Origin of the sequence: Paraburkholderia sp. J69-1, from assembly GCF_905220255.1 — a bacterium.
Classification (GTDB): Bacteria; Pseudomonadota; Gammaproteobacteria; order Burkholderiales; family Burkholderiaceae; genus Paraburkholderia.
Map to the genome: position 1 here is coordinate 51,715 of NZ_CAJMZG010000030.1, position 19,227 is coordinate 70,941.

The 19,227-nt window shown below is 61.0% G+C and carries 18 protein-coding genes and 1 pseudogene; 10 read left to right on the forward strand and 9 right to left on the reverse strand.

The window, feature by feature from the left end:
- Nucleotides 1-43: 43 nt before the first annotated feature.
- From U5A67_RS36645 to U5A67_RS36655, 3 genes are all read left to right on the forward strand, one after another.
- Entirely contained in the window at nucleotides 44-1,345 is a 1,302-nt protein-coding gene (locus U5A67_RS36645; protein ID WP_321818167.1) for an MFS transporter, read from the forward strand.
- Nucleotides 1,346-1,384: 39 nt separating this feature from the next.
- Nucleotides 1,385-2,122 (forward strand): SDR family NAD(P)-dependent oxidoreductase, encoded by a 738-nt coding sequence (locus U5A67_RS36650; protein ID WP_321818168.1) that lies wholly within the window; start codon nucleotides 1,385-1,387, stop codon nucleotides 2,120-2,122.
- 111 nt (nucleotides 2,123-2,233) lie between these two features.
- Nucleotides 2,234-3,067: an IclR family transcriptional regulator gene (locus tag U5A67_RS36655; RefSeq protein ID WP_321818169.1), complete on the forward strand. Its 834-nt coding sequence runs from the start codon at nucleotides 2,234-2,236 to the stop codon at nucleotides 3,065-3,067.
- 57 nt (nucleotides 3,068-3,124) lie between these two features.
- Here U5A67_RS36655 and U5A67_RS36660 read toward each other — a convergent pair whose 3' ends face one another.
- From U5A67_RS36660 to U5A67_RS36680, 5 genes are all read right to left on the reverse strand, one after another.
- A complete protein-coding gene (locus tag U5A67_RS36660; protein WP_321818170.1) occupies nucleotides 3,125-4,480 on the reverse strand; it encodes an MFS transporter in 1,356 nt (451 codons plus the stop codon).
- Between the two features lie 99 nt (nucleotides 4,481-4,579).
- Nucleotides 4,580-5,524, reverse strand: a complete 945-nt coding sequence (locus tag U5A67_RS36665; protein WP_321818171.1) for a sugar kinase — start codon at nucleotides 5,522-5,524, stop codon at nucleotides 4,580-4,582.
- The gene (locus U5A67_RS36670; protein ID WP_241024398.1) at nucleotides 5,511-6,161 is read right to left on the reverse strand and encodes an RraA family protein; all 651 of its coding nucleotides are present in this window, start codon (nucleotides 6,159-6,161) and stop codon (nucleotides 5,511-5,513) included. Before U5A67_RS36670 ends, U5A67_RS36665 begins: the two co-directional genes overlap by 14 nt.
- 110 nt (nucleotides 6,162-6,271) lie before the next feature.
- Nucleotides 6,272-7,276: a C-terminal binding protein gene (locus U5A67_RS36675; RefSeq protein ID WP_321818172.1), complete on the reverse strand. Its 1,005-nt coding sequence runs from the start codon at nucleotides 7,274-7,276 to the stop codon at nucleotides 6,272-6,274.
- Between the two features lie 131 nt (nucleotides 7,277-7,407).
- A complete protein-coding gene (locus U5A67_RS36680) occupies nucleotides 7,408-8,673 on the reverse strand; it encodes an L-dopachrome tautomerase-related protein (RefSeq protein WP_321818173.1) in 1,266 nt (421 codons plus the stop codon).
- A 261-nt stretch (nucleotides 8,674-8,934) separates the two neighbouring features.
- Between U5A67_RS36680 and U5A67_RS36685 the strand changes: the two genes are divergently transcribed.
- Nucleotides 8,935-9,630, forward strand: coding sequence for a GntR family transcriptional regulator (locus U5A67_RS36685; RefSeq protein ID WP_321818174.1), 696 nt, complete (start codon nucleotides 8,935-8,937; stop codon nucleotides 9,628-9,630).
- A 139-nt stretch (nucleotides 9,631-9,769) separates the two neighbouring features.
- Here U5A67_RS36685 and U5A67_RS36690 read toward each other — a convergent pair whose 3' ends face one another.
- Complete coding sequence (locus U5A67_RS36690; RefSeq protein WP_321818175.1) at nucleotides 9,770-10,672, reverse strand: LysR family transcriptional regulator; 903 nt, start codon at nucleotides 10,670-10,672, stop codon at nucleotides 9,770-9,772.
- Between the two features lie 154 nt (nucleotides 10,673-10,826).
- On the opposite strand from U5A67_RS36690, the gene U5A67_RS36695 reads away from it, so the two are divergent.
- Both U5A67_RS36695 and U5A67_RS36700 read left to right on the forward strand, forming a co-directional pair.
- On the forward strand, nucleotides 10,827-11,936 hold the full coding sequence (locus U5A67_RS36695) for an alkene reductase (RefSeq protein WP_321818176.1): 1,110 nt from the start codon (nucleotides 10,827-10,829) through the stop codon (nucleotides 11,934-11,936).
- Nucleotides 11,937-11,978: 42 nt separating this feature from the next.
- Complete coding sequence (locus tag U5A67_RS36700; protein ID WP_321818177.1) at nucleotides 11,979-12,647, forward strand: type 1 glutamine amidotransferase domain-containing protein; 669 nt, start codon at nucleotides 11,979-11,981, stop codon at nucleotides 12,645-12,647.
- 694 nt (nucleotides 12,648-13,341) lie between these two features.
- Here the strand turns inward: U5A67_RS36700 and U5A67_RS36705 are convergent.
- Both U5A67_RS36705 and U5A67_RS36710 read right to left on the reverse strand, forming a co-directional pair.
- Complete coding sequence (locus tag U5A67_RS36705; protein ID WP_321818178.1) at nucleotides 13,342-13,659, reverse strand: hypothetical protein; 318 nt, start codon at nucleotides 13,657-13,659, stop codon at nucleotides 13,342-13,344.
- Nucleotides 13,660-13,724: 65 nt separating this feature from the next.
- Nucleotides 13,725-14,609, reverse strand: a complete 885-nt coding sequence (locus U5A67_RS36710) for a LysR family transcriptional regulator (protein WP_321818179.1) — start codon at nucleotides 14,607-14,609, stop codon at nucleotides 13,725-13,727.
- A gap of 146 nt (nucleotides 14,610-14,755) precedes the next feature.
- On the opposite strand from U5A67_RS36710, the gene U5A67_RS36715 reads away from it, so the two are divergent.
- The 3 genes from U5A67_RS36715 (at nucleotide 14,756) to U5A67_RS36725 (ending at nucleotide 17,995) form a co-directional block, all read left to right on the forward strand.
- Nucleotides 14,756-16,039, forward strand: coding sequence for an MFS transporter (locus U5A67_RS36715; RefSeq protein WP_321818180.1), 1,284 nt, complete (start codon nucleotides 14,756-14,758; stop codon nucleotides 16,037-16,039).
- 72 nt (nucleotides 16,040-16,111) lie between these two features.
- A complete protein-coding gene (locus tag U5A67_RS36720) occupies nucleotides 16,112-17,086 on the forward strand; it encodes an amidohydrolase family protein (RefSeq protein ID WP_321818181.1) in 975 nt (324 codons plus the stop codon).
- 654 nt (nucleotides 17,087-17,740) lie between these two features.
- Complete coding sequence (locus U5A67_RS36725; RefSeq protein ID WP_321959800.1) at nucleotides 17,741-17,995, forward strand: hypothetical protein; 255 nt, start codon at nucleotides 17,741-17,743, stop codon at nucleotides 17,993-17,995.
- A 14-nt stretch (nucleotides 17,996-18,009) separates the two neighbouring features.
- On the opposite strand, the pseudogene U5A67_RS36730 reads toward U5A67_RS36725, so the two are convergent.
- Nucleotides 18,010-18,153: pseudogene (locus tag U5A67_RS36730) on the reverse strand (transposase); the annotation flags it as partial.
- 418 nt (nucleotides 18,154-18,571) lie between these two features.
- Between U5A67_RS36730 and U5A67_RS36735 the strand changes: the two are divergent.
- Nucleotides 18,572-18,871, forward strand: coding sequence for a hypothetical protein (locus tag U5A67_RS36735; protein ID WP_321959799.1), 300 nt, complete (start codon nucleotides 18,572-18,574; stop codon nucleotides 18,869-18,871).
- Nucleotides 18,872-19,227 lie beyond the last annotated feature (356 nt).

A 19,227-nucleotide genomic window follows, 5' to 3' on the forward strand; every position in this document is an offset into this window, starting at 1 on the left:
GCGCGGACCTTCGACACCGACAACAAACTACAGGAGACGAGCCATGCCGACCAAATCGCCCCGGCTCAAACGCATTCAGACGGTCGCCGTCGTGTTTCTCACGGTGGCCGGCATCGTCAATTATCTCGACCGCAGCACGCTGTCGATCGCCAATCATTCGGTCGCGCAGGAATTGCATCTGAATGGAGCCGAAATGGGCCTGCTGCTTTCAGCGTTCTCGCTTGCGTATGCGTTCGCCCAATTGCCGGTGGGCGCGCTGCTCGACCGTTTCGGCTCGCGTGTGATGCTTGGACTTGGCATGCTCGTCTGGTCGGTCGCGCAGGTCACGGGCGGCTTCATCCAGACGCTCAATCACTTCCTGGCAGCGCGCATCGTGCTGGGCGTGGCGGAAGCACCGCTCTTTCCGGCTGGCGCGAAAGTGATCCACGAATGGTTCGCCGTACGCGAGCGCGGCGGCCCCACCGGCACCTTTATCTCTTCATCGACGATCGCGCCGATGCTCGCCCCGCCGCTGCTCACCGTGCTAATGCTCTCGTTCGGATGGCGACCGATGTTCATCATCATGGGCGTGCTCGGCGTGCTGGTTTCGATCGGCTGGTATGCGGTCTATCGCAACCGCGATCAGATCGCACTGAGCGCCGATGAAACCGAATGGCTCGAAGATGGCGCAACGGAACCGCCGCGCGCAAAAGGCATCAGCTTTGCCGAATGGGGCATGCTGCTCAAGCTGCGCAACACCTGGGGCATGATTTTCGGCTTCATGGGCGTGATTTATATGGTGTGGCTCTACCTCACCTGGCTGCCCGGCTATCTGGAGAAAGAGCGCCACCTGAGCATCGCGCACACCGGCTGGCTCGTGGCGATTCCCTATGTGTTCGGCACGATCGGCATGGCGGGCAGCGGTTTTATCGCCGATTACCTGCTCAAACGCGGCGTCGCGCCAATCCGCAGCCGCAAGTGGCCCGTGTGCGTGGGGTTGATCGGCGCCGCAGCGTTCACGGTGCCCGCCGCGTACACGCCCAGCACCGCGCTCGCCATCACCTATGTGTCGCTCGCCATGTTCTTCGTGAACCTCGCCAGCGGCAGCGCATGGGCGCTCGTGAGCATCGCCGCGCCGCGCCACCTGGTGGCGTCGCTCGGCAGCATGCAGAACTTCGGCGGTTATCTGGGCGGCTCGTTCGCACCGGTCATCACCGGCATCGTAGTCGACCAGACACATTCGTTCGTCAATGCGCTGCTGATCAGCGCGGCCATCGCGTTCGCCGCGGCTTTCGTCTATCTCTTCGTCGTGAAGGAAGTCAGGCCCGAGGACGCAGCGCACGCTGCCGCGCCGCAAGCCACCTGAATTACGCCACTTTTATTGAACTCACCTGTAGCTATCACCATGACATTCCAGACCAATCTTCTCGAAGGCAAAGTCGCGCTCGTCACTGGCGGCTTCTCCGGCATCGGCGCCGCGATCGCTAACCGGCTCGCGCAACTCGGCGCGCGTACGCACGCCGCCGGTTTGCCGCCGCCCGTCGCGACGCCATCGGCGCCCGACGCACTCGACGCCAATGTTCAGCGCGCCACGCTCGACGTGCGCTCTTCCGAAGATGTCGCCGCGCTGATCGGCAAACTCGACCGGCTCGATATCGTGATCAATTGCGCGGGCGTGATCAGCCGCGTGGAAGAACACGAAATCGAGGTATTCGAGCGCGTACTCGACATCAATCTCAACGGCACGATGCGGGTGTGTTCGAGCGCTCGCGATCTGCTGCGTGCTTCGTCGGGCTGCATCGTCAATACGGCTTCGATGTTGAGCTTCTTCGGTGGCGGACTCGTGCCCGCCTATAGCGCGAGCAAGGGCGGCGTGGCGCAGCTCACGCGCTCGCTCGCCATCGCCTATGCCGCCGACCACATCCGCGTGAATGCCATCGCGCCGGGCTGGATCGCGACGCCGCTCACCCAGGCTTTGCAGGACGATAGCGGGCGCTCGCAAGGCATCCTCGATCGCACGCCGATGAAGCGCTGGGGTCTGCCCGAGGAAGTCGCCAACGTCGCCGCATTCCTGTGCTCGCCCGCCGCTTCGTTCATGACCGGCGCGATCGTGCCAATCGACGGCGGCTATCTCTGCGTCTGATATCGGCAAGCCGCAAACACGGGCGGCACGAAATTTCGGCCGTCCGCTTTGGGGCATAATGGCGCGACCTGATGCCCGCGCCTGATAAGCCCGTTCGCCCGCCCGCTTCCGATGTCGATTTCCACCAAGCCCAATTCGCCCGCTCCCACCGCCGCCTCGGGCAGCACCGCCACCACGGCGGTGGCAGGCGCCGCCGCGTTCTCGAAGTTCATCGCCGTCCTGCAACTGATCGCCGACGCTGAAACGCCGCCCAATATCGCGAAGCTCGCAACGGCCAGCGGTTATCCGCGCCCGACCGTGCATCGCATCGTCGCGGCCTTGCAGGCCGAAGGTCTCGTCGTGGCGCAAGGCGGCGGCAATACCTTCGCGTTGGGAGCGCGCCTCGTCAATCTCGCCAGCCGTAGCTGGGAGCGCTCCGATCTGCGCATCGCCGCCGTGGATGCGCTCATGGAGCTGCGCAACGTCACGTCCGAAACCGTGCATCTCGCGGTGCCGAGCGACGGCGCGATGGTCTACATCGAGAAGCTGGAAAGCCCGCATGCGGTGCGAATGGCGTCGCGCATCGGCACGCGCGTCTCGCTGACGTCGAGTTCGGTCGGAAAGGCGTGGCTCGCGACGCTCACGCCCGCCGAGCGCGAACCGTTACTCGAACGCGCGCCGCGCACGCGCTTCACGGAACACACGATGACCGATCTCGATGCGATTCGCAGCGAAATCGAGCTCACGGCCGAACGCGGCTATGCGGAAGACCGCGAGGAAAACGAGCAGTCGATCTGGTGCTACGGCGCGGCGATTCGCGGCGCGGACGGGCGCGCGGCGGGCTGCATCAGCATCAGCATGCCGATGTTCCGCCGCGAAGCCGACGCGCAACGCCACTACATCGAGCCGCTGCTCGCGGCCTGCCGCACGATCGCCGCCAGGCTCGGTCCTGTCGCGGGGCGTTGAGCGCGCGAAGCCTGGACAATAACGCCACCGCACGTGAGGTGCGTGGCGTGTGCGGTTTCATCGATGACCGCCCGGAGTGCGGTGCGCCCGCGCATCAAGCGGGCTATCGAAAGCCTCTGCATCCTCCGCGCTGACCGGGCCGCGCGCGCACAGTCCGATCAGCCCCGCGAGCAGCGCGGCAATGGCGAGAATCGCGAGGCCATAGCCGTAGCCGGAAGTCGTCGCACGCACATAGCCGATCACATAAGGCCCCGCAAAACCACCGAGATTACCGATCGAGTTTGCCAGCGCGATACCGGCCGCCGCTGCCGTGCCGGACAGAAAGGTTGTCGGCAACGCCCAGAATGCGGGCAGCGCGCCATAGCCGCCGACTGCAGCCAGCACAAGTCCCGCGATCACCACGAGCGGTTGCGCAGATGACGCTGCGAGCGCCAGACCCGCCGCAGCAACCGTACAGGCGCAAGCCAGATCGATGCGATATTTGCCGCGCCGGTCGGCCAGACGCCCCCACACCAGCATCGTGATCGCGCCCACCACGAACGGAATCGCATTCACAGGTCCGACCCAATGTTCGGCCAGCCCCAGTGCTTTCATGATCTGCGGCTGCCAGAGCACGAGACCGTTATTGGCCGTCACGATCAGGAAATAGACCGCGCCCAGCAGCAGTACATGCGGATTCGCGAGCGTTTGCCCGAGCGAAAGCTTGTGCTTGCGGGCGCGCTCGGCGGCTTCGCTGCGAATCTGCGTGTCGAGCCAGTTGCGTTCGCTATCGTCGAGCCAGCGCGCTTTCGCAGGCGCATCGCAAAGATAGCGCAGCGTCACGACCCCCATCACCACCGATGGCAGTCCTTCGAGGATGAAGAGCCACTGCCAGCCCGCCACGCCAAGCAGGCCGTCCATGCGCAGAATGAAACCCGAAACAATCGAACCCAGCGCAGTCGATACCGGATTGGCGAGCATGAACAGCCCGATAATCTGTGCACGATAACGCGACGGAAACCAGAACGTGAGATAGAGAATCACGCCAGGAAAGAAGCCCGCTTCAGCCGCGCCCAGAATGAAGCGCAGAGTCATGAAACTCGCCGGTCCTTTTACGAAAGCGCCGCATGCCGAGACAATGCCCCACGTGATCATGATGCGCGCAAGCCAGATACGCGCCCCTGTTTTCGCAAGCGCCAGATTGCTTGGCACTTCGAACAGAAAATAGCCGATAAAGAAAATTCCAGCGCCCCAACCGAATAACGAAGCGCTCAAGCCCAGATCGCGATTCATGGTGAGCGCGGCAAAGCCAACGTTGACGCGATCGAGAAACGCGAAGAAATACAGCAGGATCAGAAACGGCATCAGCCTGCGTGTGACCTTGCTCATGGTGCGCTTTTCGAGCTCGGCATCGGTCTTCATGGCGGTGTTCATGGGTGTCTCCTCACCTCTGTCCAGCTTGTGTTGCTGTTTTTTCGTTGACGATATGAGGACCGCAGCGCACCAGCAGCGCGCTACGGTCCTTGCTGCTGATCAGGTTCGAAGCCGTGCGGCTACGGCGTCGGGGCGCGGAATCGGCGCGACCGCACCGAAGCCTTGCGTCGACAGTGCCGCTGCGGCGTTGGCGTAACGTGCTGCCACTTCGGGCGCATCGCCTGCCGCGAGACGCGCGACGAACGCGCCATCGAAACAGTCGCCCGCGCCAGTGGCATCGACCACGCTGACTGCATGGCCCAGAATGCGCGTGCGCTGCACCCCACGCGCGACCAGCACGCCGTCGCGGCCCATCTTCAGGCAGACGGTGCGCACACCGAGCGCAAGATAATGCGCGACGATCTCCTCCGCATCGACGAGACCCGTGAGCGTCTGTGCGTCTTCGAGACTCGGCAGAAGGTAATCGACCTCACCCGCGGTGGCTTCGATCACGGCACGCGCGCGCGCCAGCGGCCAGAGCTTCAGGCGTACATTCGGGTCGTAGCAGATCGTCGCGCCGGCGCGCCGCGCATGCGCGATCGCCTCGAACACGGCATCGCAGGCGCTCGCGCTGATGGCCTGCGAAATGCCCGAAACGTGCAAAAGACGCGCACGCGCGAGCAACTCGAGTGGCAGCGTCTGCGGTGACATCTGGCTTGCCGCCGAGTCCTTGCGCAGATAGCTGAACGCGTGGCCACGCGCATCGTGCGTCACGAAATAGACGCCGGTATACGCCTGGGCATCAACGGCCACGCCCTGCACATCCACGCTCTCTTCTCGCCACAGATCGAGAAACAACCTGCCGAACGCATCGTCGCCCACGCGCGTCACATAGCCGACGCTTGCGCCTTGTCGCGCGGCGGCCACGCAGAAGTTCGACGTGTCGCCGCCAAAACCCTGCAGGAACTGGCGCGCATCGTTGCCGGCCGACTGATTGAATTCGATCATCGGCTCGCCAAGCGCAAGGATCGCGGGCGGAATCTTGTTGACCTCAGATGCGGCCATATTTAGCCAGCCCCTTGCGCAGCGATTTTTCGCCGATGATCAGACGCGCCTGCTCCAGTTCGCGTGCATCGATCTCTTCCGACATCTTGAGCACGGCTTCGGCATGCTCGCGCGGCACCACCACGACACCGTCGATATCGGCAACGATAATGTCGCCGGGATTGACCTTCACGCCACCGCATTCGACCTCGATATTTGCCGCAAGCGTCGTGAAGCGACCCACGGTCGTGCCCGGCGAAACCGAACGCGAATAGACCGGGAAATCATAATCACGGCGGATTTCGGTGATATCGCGCACGCCGCCGTCGAGAATCGCACCTGCATGACGATTGGCCACCGCGCCCGCCGTCATCAGACCGCCCCACACCGCCACATTCTGCTCGCCGTAAATGCCGATCACGATCACGCTGCCTTCGGCCGATTCGTCGATGGCGTCGAGCGCGTGCTGCGGCGGCACCTTCTCGTGCGTCGGGGCTTCGAGAATCGTCACGGCCGGACCGACGATCTTCCGTTCATTGATGCGCGGCTTGATTGTCTGATCCATATAGCCGCGGCGTCCCGCGATCAGATCCACGGCGTCGGCCACCGAGGCCGTCGCCACTTTTTCGAATCCGCTGATAAGGGCTTGCAGTTCCATCTATTCCACTCCTTTTTTCAATGCTTTCAGTAGCATGACTAAATGATTCGAACACAACGGCCACGTGAACCACGTCGGCGCTGCCGTCTTGCCTCGTGAATGCGCCCGCGTTACGCGACGCTCCACGGATTGACCCAATGCTTCGGTTGCTCGCCGCCGAGCACGCGCGCCACTTCCTGCGCCGCCTTGGTCTGCAACTCGGCGACCGAATCTTCCGAATACCAACCGGTGTGATCGGACAGCACGGCGTTTTCACACGCGAATAGCGGATGATCGGCGCGCGGCGGTTCGCTTTCGAATACGTCAAGACCCGCGCCGAAAATCGCACCACACTGCAACGCATCGATCAGCGCGCTTTCGTCGATCAGACCGCCGCGTGCGGTATTTACGAGGATCGTCGTCGGCTTCATACGCGCTAGACGCGGCGCGTTGATGAGCTTGCGTGTATCGGGCGTCAGCGGCGAATGCAGAGAGATGTAATCGCTTTGCGCGCAAAGCGTATCCAGATCGACGCATTCGACACCGTGCGCCTGCGCCGGATCGAGAAAAGGATCGTGCACCAGCACGCGCGCGACGCCCATGCCGCGCATCTTGCGCTCGAACGCACGCGCAATGCGCCCATAACCGACCAGACCCAGCGTGCGCCCGCCGATGCGATACATCTTCTGCTCGCGCGAAACATTCCATGCGCCGTTGCGCACTGCGCGGTCGCGGCGCACGGTATGGCGCGCGACGGCCATCAGGAGCGCGAGCGCCTGATCGCTGACCTCTTCCACACCGTAATCGGGCACGTTCGCCACATAGATGCGCTTCTCGCGCGCCGCGGCGAGATCGACGTTATCGACGCCGATGCCATAACGCACGATCGCGCGGCAGCGCTGCATTGCCGCCATTGCCATCGCGTCGACGGGCGATTCGCGCACCAGCAGCGCATCGGCGTCGATCGCCGCTTCGCGCACGCGGGCCGCGTCGCCACGGCACGGCAGCACCACGACATCGGCGCCGACCTCCGCGAGAATCCGCTGCTCCGTTGCATACGATCCGTAACCATCGTCGATCACGACCACGCGCTTGCGACGCATTTCGTGATCCGCTTCCAGACTTCTGCTTTCCACCCTTGCCTCCATGACTGCACGCGAATTCACCACGAACGCGCGCGAGTTTGCCTGGGCGCGCGCGACCGGGCTCCGGCCGCACGCCCCGCTTCACTGACGATTGATTCGCCTGCAAATAAAGGGCTGGCGCATCATTGCGCGCTATAGCTGCGCCCGTGTGCCTGAACCTTCCAGATGCGGAAATTCGGCACAGCGGGATGATCGAAATCCATAGCGTTGTCGACCCACAGATTCAGATGGCCCGCGACCACATAGAGATTGCCGTCCGGGCCCCAGCTCAGCGTGTCGGGCCAGACCATCTCGGGATGAATCACGTAGGTCGAAATCTTGCCGGTCTTTGCATCGCGATACATGAGGCCGTTCATTTCCAGCGCCGTCATGTAGAGATTGCCCGCGCGGTCGGCGATCATGCCATCGGTGTTCGACGGCAAGGTGGCGACGCGTTTGACCGCAGTGCGCAGCGCCGATTCGCTCGTATCGAAGTCGCGCAGCAAGGCCGTGTCGAGCGAATACAGCGTGTGGCCGGACAGATTGGTCCAGTAGAGCGTTTTCTTGTCGCCGGAAAGCGCAATGCCATCGGCACCGGTGCGCATCGGCGTCTTGCTCAGCACGTTCTGGTTATCGATGCGGAATTGAAAGCCCGCTTCGTCCGTGGTGAAAACGCTCTGGTCGAGCACGCGGCGCGCGCGATTGTGCTTGCGGTCGTAGACGATCAGGCCGCCGTGCAGGTGGTCGCAGAAAATCCCCGAATCGGTGATGTAGGCGAAGTCGCGATCGTTATCGACAACCACATCGTTGAGGAACGAGCACTTCTTGTCCGAATCGGCGTCGCTAAAGGTATAGCTCTGCAGTTCGCGATTCGTCTTGAGGTCCCAGAGCACGAGCTTTTCCGCGCCGGGCGCAGAAGGCTGGCCGGCTATATGGCCCTGGTCGAGAATCCACATGACGTTGTTGCGATCGATCTCGAAGCCGAGCACAGATTGCAACGCCTGTGGATCGCCCACCTTGTTCATCGCGAGGCTCGGGAACGGCTGCAGCACCCATTGACCGTCTTTCTTCACCAGCTTCGACAGCGTCGCTGGCACTTCAGGGCCGCCCCAGCGCGCCGTGCTCACGTACATGTTGCCCTTCGAATCGAGCTTCACGCCTTGCAGCAGCACTTTCTTGTAGGTGGCGTTGGCGTCGTAAGCCTGCTCGGCCTTCGGATCGCCGAGGTCATACGGCAAGCGGTTCCATTGCGCCACGACCTCAAGTTTCGGCACGGCGGGCGTTTGCTGTGCGCTCTGGACTGGCTGTTTATCCTGTGCGGCATGGGCGCCACCTGCCGCCAGCAACGCGGCGCCCGCGAGCAGCGCACCGATCCAGCCGTGCGTCAGCGTCGTTTTGATCTCCTGCATTACCCATCTCCTCCGATCTGTCTTTCTCGTTTGACTTCTTCGTTTGACTTCTTCGGTGCCGTGCGCCGAATCGCATGGAATCCGCCGTCGACAACTGATATCTTAGATTGCAGATCTCAATGCCACAAGGGGGCATGGTATATTTCGGCTCAATACGGATGACGTAACCAGCGGTTTGCCGCGTTGCAGGTCGCCCGAGTCCCCAACACGGCATCGCCTTCGTCGCCTGCCGATTACCCTGCCCACTGCCACTGGCTGACCATGAGTATCGAAAAACTGGGGGAACGCCCGAAGTCCCTCACGACTATTGCGAAAGAAAGCATCCGGCGCGCGATCGTCGATGGCCATCTTGCGTTTGGCAGCCAGCTATCGGAGAGCGTGCTGGCCGGTCAACTCGGCGTGAGCAAGACGCCAGTGCGCGAAGCGCTGCTGCAGTTGAAGCTGGAAGGGCTGGTGGAAGTGCAGCCGCAATCGGGCACCTACGTGTTTCAGCCGACCGAGGAACAGGTTCGCGAGATCTGCCGCTTTCGCGAGATCATCGAATCGTCGGCGCTGGAACTGGCGATGAAAGCCGATACCGCCACGCTCACGCTGGCGTTGGCGCGCGCCCTGGCCGATACGCATGACGCAAGCGCCGAAAACGCGAAGGACGCAGGCGACGGACGTGCACGCGATCACGACGCCGCGTTCCACGGCGCCATCGTCGCGGCGTGCGGCAACGGCTATTTGCAGCAGGCATATCAACTGGTCGCCGACAAGATCCATGCGCTGCGCGCGCGCCTCTCGATCGCCGACGCGTCCGTCGACTCCTGCCAGGACACGCACGCGCACATCATGCAGTTGATCCGCGAGGGCAACGCGAAGAAGGCCTGCACGGAATTACGCGCCCATATTCGCAGCACGGAGCATTCGTATATTCGCGCCAGTCAGATGCAGACCGCCGACGAGAAAGCCTGAAGCAACGCGCGCTGCAAGCTCATGCAGCCAGCGGCAAGCTTGTTCTTTATCGGCTGGCGCGTCCAATCCGCATTCGCGATTTGTGATATCACGCGGCGTGATAATAGAATCGGCCCTGCGCGTTCATTAAGGCCTTCACTCAGGTCTGCAATGCGGGGCTCAGCGTTTCGACGAGAAAATCGATAAACACGCGCACGCGCGCCGTCATATGACGCTGGTTGCTGAAGATCACGTGAATATCTTCGATATCGCCGGGATTGTAGGCCGCCAGCAATTCGACAAGCCTCCCCGAAGCAAGATCGTCCTTGATGTGAAAGAGGCCCAACCGGCTGATGCCGAGACCCGCCAGCGTAAGCTGGCGCATCGTCGCGCCGTTGTTGGTGAGGACGTCGCCGCGCACGGGAAAGTGAAACGTGCGTCCATCGATGCGAAACGGCCATTCATCCATCGACCGTCTGAAATTGAAGTTGAAACAGCGGTGGCCCGCGAGATCCTCCGGCGCCTGCGGAATTCCGTGCGCTTCCAGATAGCTGGGTGCCGCCACGACCGCGCGCCCCGTCGATCCCAGTTTTCGCGCGTGGAAATTAGCATCCGACAACGGGCCGGTGCGCACCGCCACATCCACACGTTCGCGCTGCAGATCGACCACGGCGTCCGTCAACGACAGATCCACCCGAATGCCCGGATAACGCGCAGTAAAGAGCGGGATCAACGGCACGATGTAATGCGTGCCCATCGGAATCGACACGTTGATGCGTAGCACGCCATGCGGCGCCGTGATGCCTTCGGCGATACCCTGCTCGGCTTCGTCGATATCGTCGAGGATACGCACACAGTTGTCGTAAAAGATCCGACCTTCCGTCGTCACTGCGAGATGTCGCGTGGAGCGCTGAAAAAGCAGCACGCCAAGCCGTGCTTCGAGCCGGCTAATCACCTTGCTGACCGCCGAAGGCGTTAACCCCAAGGTCTTGCCCGCCGCCGAAAAGCTCCCGGTTTCGACAACTCGCGAGAACACCCGCATTTCTCCGCTTCGACTGTCCATGCTGTCTCTGATTGCAGAAATTGATTCACAAATGATATTCCATTGCACTAGCTAGGAAAAGGAATCCGGCAGCGTCACAATTTACGTCTCGGAAGCGAGCACGCGCGATAACGCGCTCACGCCGCTGCATACCGCTGAACATGAAGGACGCACCATGACGACACTTTTCGACGCCTACGATCTCTCTGGCCGGCCGCTACGCAACCGCGTGGTGATGGCGCCGATGACGCGTGCGCGCGCGCCGGACCATCTGCCCAACGAGGAAACCGTCCGCTATTACGTGCAACGCGCGAGCGCCGGGCTGATCGTTACGGAGGGCACACCGATCAGCCCCGAAGGCAATGGTTTCGTCGATTGCCCCGGACTCTGGAACGACGCGCAGGTCGCGGCGTGGCGCCACGTCACCGATGCCGTTCACGACCTCGGTGGCACGATCTTCACGCAGATCTGGCACGTTGGCCGCATGAGCCACGTGTCGCTGCAGCCGGGCGGCGCGCAGCCGGTCAGCTCGACCTCGGTGCAGGCAGCGAAAAGCTCGGCGTTCGGCTACGACGAAGCGGGCAAGGCCGCGTTCGTGACTGCGAGCAAGCCTCATGCGCTCACGCTCGAAGAAATCCCGCGCGTGATCGAGGATTTCGCCACTGCGGCGCACAACGCCGTGGCCGCAGGCTTCGACGGCGTGGAAATCCACGGCGCGAACGGCTATCTGGTCGAGCAGTTCATCAACGGCGCTGTGAACGACCGCACCGATGCGTATGGCGGCGATAGCGTGGAAAACCGCGCGCGCTTTGCGCTCGACGTCGTGGACGCGTGCATCGCGCGAATCGGCCGCGAACACGTTGGCATCCGGCTCTCGCCGTTTGGCCGCCTTCACGAACTCGGCGACTTCGAAGGCGAAGCCGAAACGTTTCTCTATCTCGCCCGCGAACTGGGCGCGCGGGGCATCGCTTACGTCCACATCATGGATCAGGCCAGCCGCGGTGCACCTGCGATGCCAGAGGGTTTTCTCGAACGCTTCCGCGAGACGTATCGCGGCACGCTGATCCTGGCGGGCGGCCTCGACTACCGCAAAGCCAGCGCGATGATCGGCAATGGCACCATCGATCTCGCGGCGTTCGGAGCGCCCTATATCGCGAATCCGGATCTCGTCGAACGCCTGCGGCATGGCTGGGCGATCGCAAAGGTCGATCAGAGCACATACTACGGCGGCAACGCGCGCGGTTATACCGATTATCCGCATTACACGGGCGAAGATGCACGCTAATACCGTGCGGTCCAAAGTCATTTCTCTCTTATCGGCAGCACGATGAAACCTGTACTTTTTGTAATGACCAGTCACGGCAGCAAAGGCGAAGGCGGCGAGCCGACGGGCTTCTACCTGTCGGAAGTGACGCATCCGCTCGCAGTGCTAGAAGCCGCAGGTATCGCGGTCGCATTTGCGTCGATCAAGGGCGGCGAGCCACCCGTAGACGGCCTCGATCTCGACGATCCGTTCAACGCCCGTTACTGGAAGGACGCGCAGTTTCGCGCGGCCATAGCGCAGTCGAAGGCGCTTGCAGATGTCGATGCAGGCATCTATTCCGCAATTTTCTTCGCAGGCGGCCACGGCGCCATGTGGGACTTCCCGACAAGCGCGGCTGTCAACGAAAAGACCCGCCAGATATGGGAAGCGGGTGGCGTCGTGGGCGCGGTCTGCCATGGCCCGGCGGCGCTCGTGAATGTCACGTTAAGCGACGGCAGCTACCTCGTCGCGGGACGCAAAGTCGCCGCATTCACCGACGCTGAAGAAGAAGCCGTCGGCCTGACGCAGGTCGTACCGTTCCTCTTGTCCAGCACGCTCGCACAACGCGGCGCTGAGATGCAGGCTGGCGTCGAATGGACGTGCACTGTCGCGGTCGACGGCATGCTCGTCACGGGGCAAAACCCGCAGTCGGCGACAGGCGTGGGCGAAGCCATCCGCGACCTGATCCTGTAACGGCGCGAGCCTGGTGGGCGGGCAAGCATCACCCGCCACGAAGCGCATCGAGCGCTCGACTCAAGTGCCTGTCGCTGTCGCCGAGATAGCCAACATTGAAACGACACCACGGCGACGTCCCCAGCAGATTCGGTGAAACACTGCTCTGGGCGCGAGAATCAAGTCCTGCTAGAAAATCGCCTTGGCGAGTTTGATCGAAGCGCTCCAACCGGGCAGCGCCGCCCACAAATGCAGGCTATGCTCGTTCTCCCCGTAGATCGTAGCGCCGAAACTACCCGGCATGTGAATCGCCACTTCGGTTGTGCGCCGCGATTCCCTTGCAGACGATTGGTGTCGCACAGAAAATTCCCGTAGCTGACGATGGCGTCGAGTGTAAGTTCGAAGCACTCCGAACTACTGACGTGCGCGAGCAATTTGATGCAGGCACGATTGCTGGCCAGGTCTCGAGTCACCCGGCGGGCCGAGCGCCAAAGCCGTACTAGCCCACATCGAGCGCCTGCACGCGATCCGTACGCTCGACCTGCCACTGAAGATCCGCCGCAACGTCCATCAGTAAATGACACCCAGGCGATCGCCGACGCGTTGCCAAAGTTTGGGCCGCTGGCCAGCGCCCTGCAGAGCAGCCGCGAAATTACGGTTATAGTCCGGTCACCGTTTCAGCGCAAGGCAGCGCGCCGTCAGGCGCGCGTTGCGCTTAATTACCGAAGCGCTCGGTGCGCTCCTCGGCACCATCCGCGCTCCAATATCGCCAAAGCCCGGATTGCTCGCCACCGACATAGTTGCCTTCGGCAGCCAACTGGCCGTTTTCGTGAAAATCCCGCCACACGCCCTCTTCCTTGCCGTGGGCATAGTGCCCTTCCGAGGTCAACGTGCCATTCTCGTGAAAGGCGGAGAAGAGGCCGTGCCGGATCCAGCGGGTCTTATCGGCGGACATCATCCGTGAGTAACGGAATTTGATGCCGCCGGATTCGTGCGGAATTTCGGCGATATGCAGATCGGCTTCGATGGACATGCTGTTCCCTATTATCTTCCGTATGCCGGCACATGGCGGCGCTATTGCTATAACTGCCAGATTATTTACGGACCTAGCAGCGCTGCAAACTTGTCAGCTAGCGTTGGTCTGGATCGATGCGGCCAGATTGCACTCAGCTCGAAGAGTGGCAGTACATTCTCCTCACGAACCTCGCACACGCGCACTCCTTCGAACTGGATAGCCTTGACGGACTCCGGCAACAGCGAAGCACCACAGCCGGCAGCAACGCACGCAAGCACCGTCAGTGATCGATTTGCGTCCTGAACAATGTTGGCTTCGCAACCAAACTTGCGGAACGCACTGAGAATACCGGCTCGCACCACGGGAAGTTGTCCGTGGGGAAACCACACCAGACCGATACGCGCGAGGTCCGCAAGGCCAAGCTTGCCATCTGCGCCCAGAGGATGCGACGCCTGCACGACTGCCAGCAACTTCTCGCGCACGATTAGCTTCTCGCGCATCTGGCCACGCACCGCAACCGGCGTATGGAGCAAACCAATGTCGATTTCGCCGGTTTCGAGAGAGCTGGCCTGCTCTGCATTGCTCATTTCGCGTAACGTTAGTTCGACATTCGGGACCGCTGCACGCAATGCAGCGATTGCCTTGGGCATGACCTGAAAAAGCGCCGCAGACGCGAAGCCGATGATCAGCCTGCCGCCACGCTGGGCGCCAATATCGCGCGCCCTCTTTTCCGCCGCATCGAGCCGTGAAACGCTCACGCGAATATCTTCGGCGATCGCTTCACCGGCGGGCGTGAGCGCAGCGCCACGGCGTGTACGGGCTAGCAGCTTCACCCCCAAATCCGTTTCGAGTCGCGTGATCGCCTGGCTGAGTGCGGGCTGCGCCATGCCGAGCTGGGCGGCCGCGCCTGTGACGCTTCCCGCATCCACGATGGCCAGGAAGTATTTCAGAACACGTATCGACTCCATTATCCGCTTTCCATATCAAAATATTATGAAAGAACAACATTTCCATAGTATGCGCGCGATCCTGGCTTTCCTAGAATGGCTGCAAATCGATTAACAGCGGCCGCCCATCGACCTTCGCGCGCGGCACGCACCAGGAGACGACAACCATGCGCTGGTATCACGAAATCACGCCCGTCGAAAAGCGAACATTGTGGAGCTGCTTTGGCGGATGGGCGCTCGACGCAGTTGACACGCAGGTGTTCTCCCTAGTCATTCCGTCACTACTCGCCACATGGAGCATCAGTAAAGGCCAGGCGGGGCTGATTGGCGGGGCCACGCTCGTGGCTGGCGCTCTCGGCGGATTACTCGCTGGCATCCTGTCCGATCGCGTCGGCCGGGTGCGCGCTTTGCAGATCACCGTGATCTGGTTCTCGCTCTTCACGTTTCTGAGTGCATTCGCCCAAAGCTTCGAGCAACTTCTCGCATTGAAGGCACTGCAAGGTATTGGCTTTGGCGGTGAGTGGACGGCTGGCGCGGTTCTGCTCAGCGAAACGATGAATCCCAGGCATCGTGGCAAGGCGATGGGCATCGTGCAGAGCGCATGGGGATTCGGCTGGGGTGCCGCCGTGCTGCTCTATATGGCGGTCTTCTCCTTCGTGTCGCCTCAATGGGCCTGGCGTGTTCTGTTTGCGATCGGTCTGGTGCCTGCCCTCCTTGTCCTCTACATGCGACGCAATGTGGTCGAGCCGCCGCGCGAACCCCAGAAGGGGCGCGACGACATCGCCCGGCGCAGCACATTGAGCATCGCTGCGGGCATTTTCGATCCCGCCGTGATCCGTACCACCCTTGTCGGCGGCCTGATCGGACTGGGTGCGCATGGTGGCTACCACGCGATCACCACCTGGCTGCCGACATACCTCAAGACCGAGCGCCATCTTTCGGTGCTCGGCACCGGCGGTTATCTCGCGGTCGTCATCGTGGCATTCATCGTCGGTTGTTTCGTGAGCGCCTGGTTGCAGGACCGCATCGGGCGACGCTGGAACGTGATTCTCTTTGCCATCTGCTGTGCGGTGATGGTCAATATCTACACGCTCCTGCCGATCAGCGACACCACCATGCTGATCCTGAGCTTTCCGCTCGGCCTGTTTTCGGCGGGCATTCCCGCAACGCTCGGCGCGCTGTTCAACGAACTGTATCCTCAAGGCGTGCGCGGCACGGGTGTTGGCTTTTGCTACAACTTTGGCCGCATCGTATCGGCCGGATTCCCGGTGCTCATCGGCCACATGAGTAGCTCGATGTCGCTGGGCGCCGCACTCGGTATCGACGCGGGACTCGCCTATGGCCTTGTTGTTGTCGCCGCCCTGATGCTGCCCAATACACGGGGGCGGCTCGTTACCTCGCCCCAGCATAGTGGCGCGTGCAACGACGCGCCGGCCGTGTCACGCAATTGAGCGCACTGCGCGTTTGTCCGTCTATTCACCGTCACATCGCTCAGCGTCAACCGAACTCAGGCACTCCAAACGATGGACCGCTTCCAGCCCACAATCTCAGCCGATGCCTTCGCTGGTCTTTCGCCGACGTCCATTGCATGGCTCGACGAAGACACGACACGCACGACGGGAATCGATTCGCACGCGCACATCTTTGTGCAAGGTCTTCCGCTCGCCGCACGGCGCCGTCACGCACCCGACTACGACGCGACGCTCGATCAATACATCACGCAACTCGCAGCGCACGGTATGTCGCACGGCGTACTGGTGCAGCCGAGCTTTCTCGGAACAGATAATTCGTTCCTCAGTGCAGTGTGCGCGCGCTTTGCGCGTCGCTTTCGCGGTGTGGCCGTTGTCGAGCCAAATATCGAGGACGCCGATCTCGAAGCGCTTGACGCCGCGAACATTGTCGGTGCACGTCTGAATCTGATTGGTTTGCCGTTGCCGGACTTCCGGGAGCGCCGATGGTCCTTTCTCCTCTCGCGCTTGAACGCTCTGCGCTGGCATGTCGAAGTACAGGCGAATTCAGCTGAGTTGCCATTGGTTCTTGATCCGCTGCTCAAGCACGGATGCACGGTTGTCGTCGATCATTTCGGACGACCAGACGCACGCCACGGCGCTAATGACTCCGGCTTTCGATATCTGAAATCCACCGCATCCTGTGGAAAGGTGTGGGTCAAACTTTCTGCGGCATATCGGAGCGCCGGGAACTCGGGCGGCACGGAAAGTGGCGTTGCCCTATGTTCCGCTTTGCTCGAATCATTCGGACCTGAACGGCTTGTATGGGGCAGCGATTGGCCTCACACGCAGCATCGTCACGTGATCGACTATGAAGGGACAGTGAAAGCACTAGAACAGTGGATTCCCGACGAGACAATGAGAGCCAAAGTACTGACGACGTCCGCCACAGAACTGTTCCGCTTCTTCTCTACCAGCAGCTCCATGAATTGCAACAGAGGCGCGGGGACGGTACCAATCGCACAAAATGATGCCCGATCATTGTCTTGACCGCATGATCCTGGTTTCTCTCTAGCCTGGCCCGCAGACCTGAAAGATCAACGGAGGTCTCATTTGCTCATGGCAGGAGAAAGCAAAGAAGAAGTGCCAGGTTAAACGATCGCCTGGCTGCGAATCGCGGGAACCGGGCTGCTAAGTCCGATTCCCGCGATTCGCTATCAACGGCGACCACTTCAGTTCGTCCTATGTTGCTGCACGGCAAGCGACAAGTTGGTTCCTGAAGCGGCTTCCGGAAGATGTACGAAGCGATCTGGCTCTCGACGCACTCGGTAAGACCGCGGCAGTGTGCGTCAATTTGTTGCTGAACTATCTGGGTGATCCCGGCTATCGCAAGGTAGACGGAGAAACCTTCGACGCGACACTCGACCTCAGGTCCCTTCAGGCGATGAAGTCCGTATAACTGCAGTTGATGACCTCTTCCACAGCAGGCGTCGCGTTGAGCGGCAAGATTGCGCCCGCATCGCCCTGCACGATATCGTGCAAGGGAGGCTCCCCGTCTTTCTGGCCTTGTTGGCGTGACCCAGCTCCACGAGCCGGCGCGTTATCATTCGCTTCAAGCGCGCCTGCAACGGACGCTGCAACGCTTCCCTACATTCGCCGTTTTGCATGTAGGGGCTATCCAAACTGACTCGAAGAGGTTGATAAATGAGTGTGAAATGTCCGCAGCGCTATTCTGTCTGGGAAAACGACAAGGGCGTAAAGATCTTCATTGAGGAAGCCGACTACGTGGAGGACGACGACGACGGCGAGGAACCGTTTTTCACCGTTAGCGTGGTCGCGTTTGGCGATCGGGACGACATGAACGCGATGGGCGATGAAATGGACCCCGAAGAATGGGCAGACTTCATCGAAACAAACGGATTCCGACAAACCGGAATCGAGCCGCCCAGCTCCGATTGATGCGACCTTCTTGGTCGGAAGCGATTAAGCCAGCCAAAGCTGCGCTCAACCACCCAGCGTCGGGGCAATAGCACAAAGCCCTTTTTCGCCTCCGGCAACTTGATTACCTGAAGCTCGATGCCTTCGTCGCGCGCAGCCTCCGCTGGCTCCGCACCCGTGAGCTCCCGATAGGCTGGGCCGTGGCGATGCAGAACATCCGCCAGTTCCAGCACAGCGCGCATCATCGTTCTTATCATCGCCGGTACTTCGTGGTTGCGATCGACGCCTCTTCGTCAATCGGTATGGAGTGCGTTGAGGCGTTCGGGACAGGGGCTACCTGATCAGGCAACTATGCAGATGTAGCAGCAGCGAAATTCCTTTCGCTACATTACCGGGAACATTGCTCGGAGGTTTGATCGGTGGGAACACGGTTGTCTCCTGTTAGCCGGGCCGTGGGCGGCGGCGCGGTCAGGTCAGCGATTCTTCGGCGAGCAGAAACCTGTTTCGTTGCTCGGCGCTACGCGTCATGTCAATGTTTGAGCAAAATTTATAGGGTTGCCCCGTGAGCCATCCGCCTCTTTCTCGATACCTGCTATCGTGAATCGCGATGCATCCTCTCTGGCGGCAACCTTACTTCCCGCCACATTCCAGCGCGCAAACCAGCGCACCGACGACACCCACCGCGCCGATGCCCGCCCCAAGTACGACGTTACCCAGGGTCGAGGCGCAACCTTGCAGGCTCAGCAACCCGCTAACGCAGATAGCCATGAGAATTTTCCGAACTGGATGCATGTTTATCTGGAAATGGAATTGGCCTTGGAACCGTTGCCATGCACAGCCCATGAACCGAAAAAAAACCCGCTTGCAAGGCAAGCGGGCAGGAGAATTACAAGATGAATTGCCGCCTGTTGGTGGCAAATTCATCATACTCAAATAATGTATTACCGTGGACATTGAAAATTGACGGAATCTATCAACACGCTTCCCCGTTGCCTGAAGCAAGCAATTTCACGACGAAGATTCCACCGATTTCTTCCGGATAATTACGTCTTATTTTTAATACTACGTAATAAATCTCCCAGACTTCTTTTCCTAGGTTCGCGTTGATCGTCTGCACCCGCTATAACCGGGGGTGAGTCTTTCTGGAACGAGTTGTCCATGCAAATTGCAGGCGCTTTCCTTGAAATGAATATAAATAGAATCCGGTGGATTGTAACCAACACATGAATTTGGCACGAGGACTCGATCCTTAG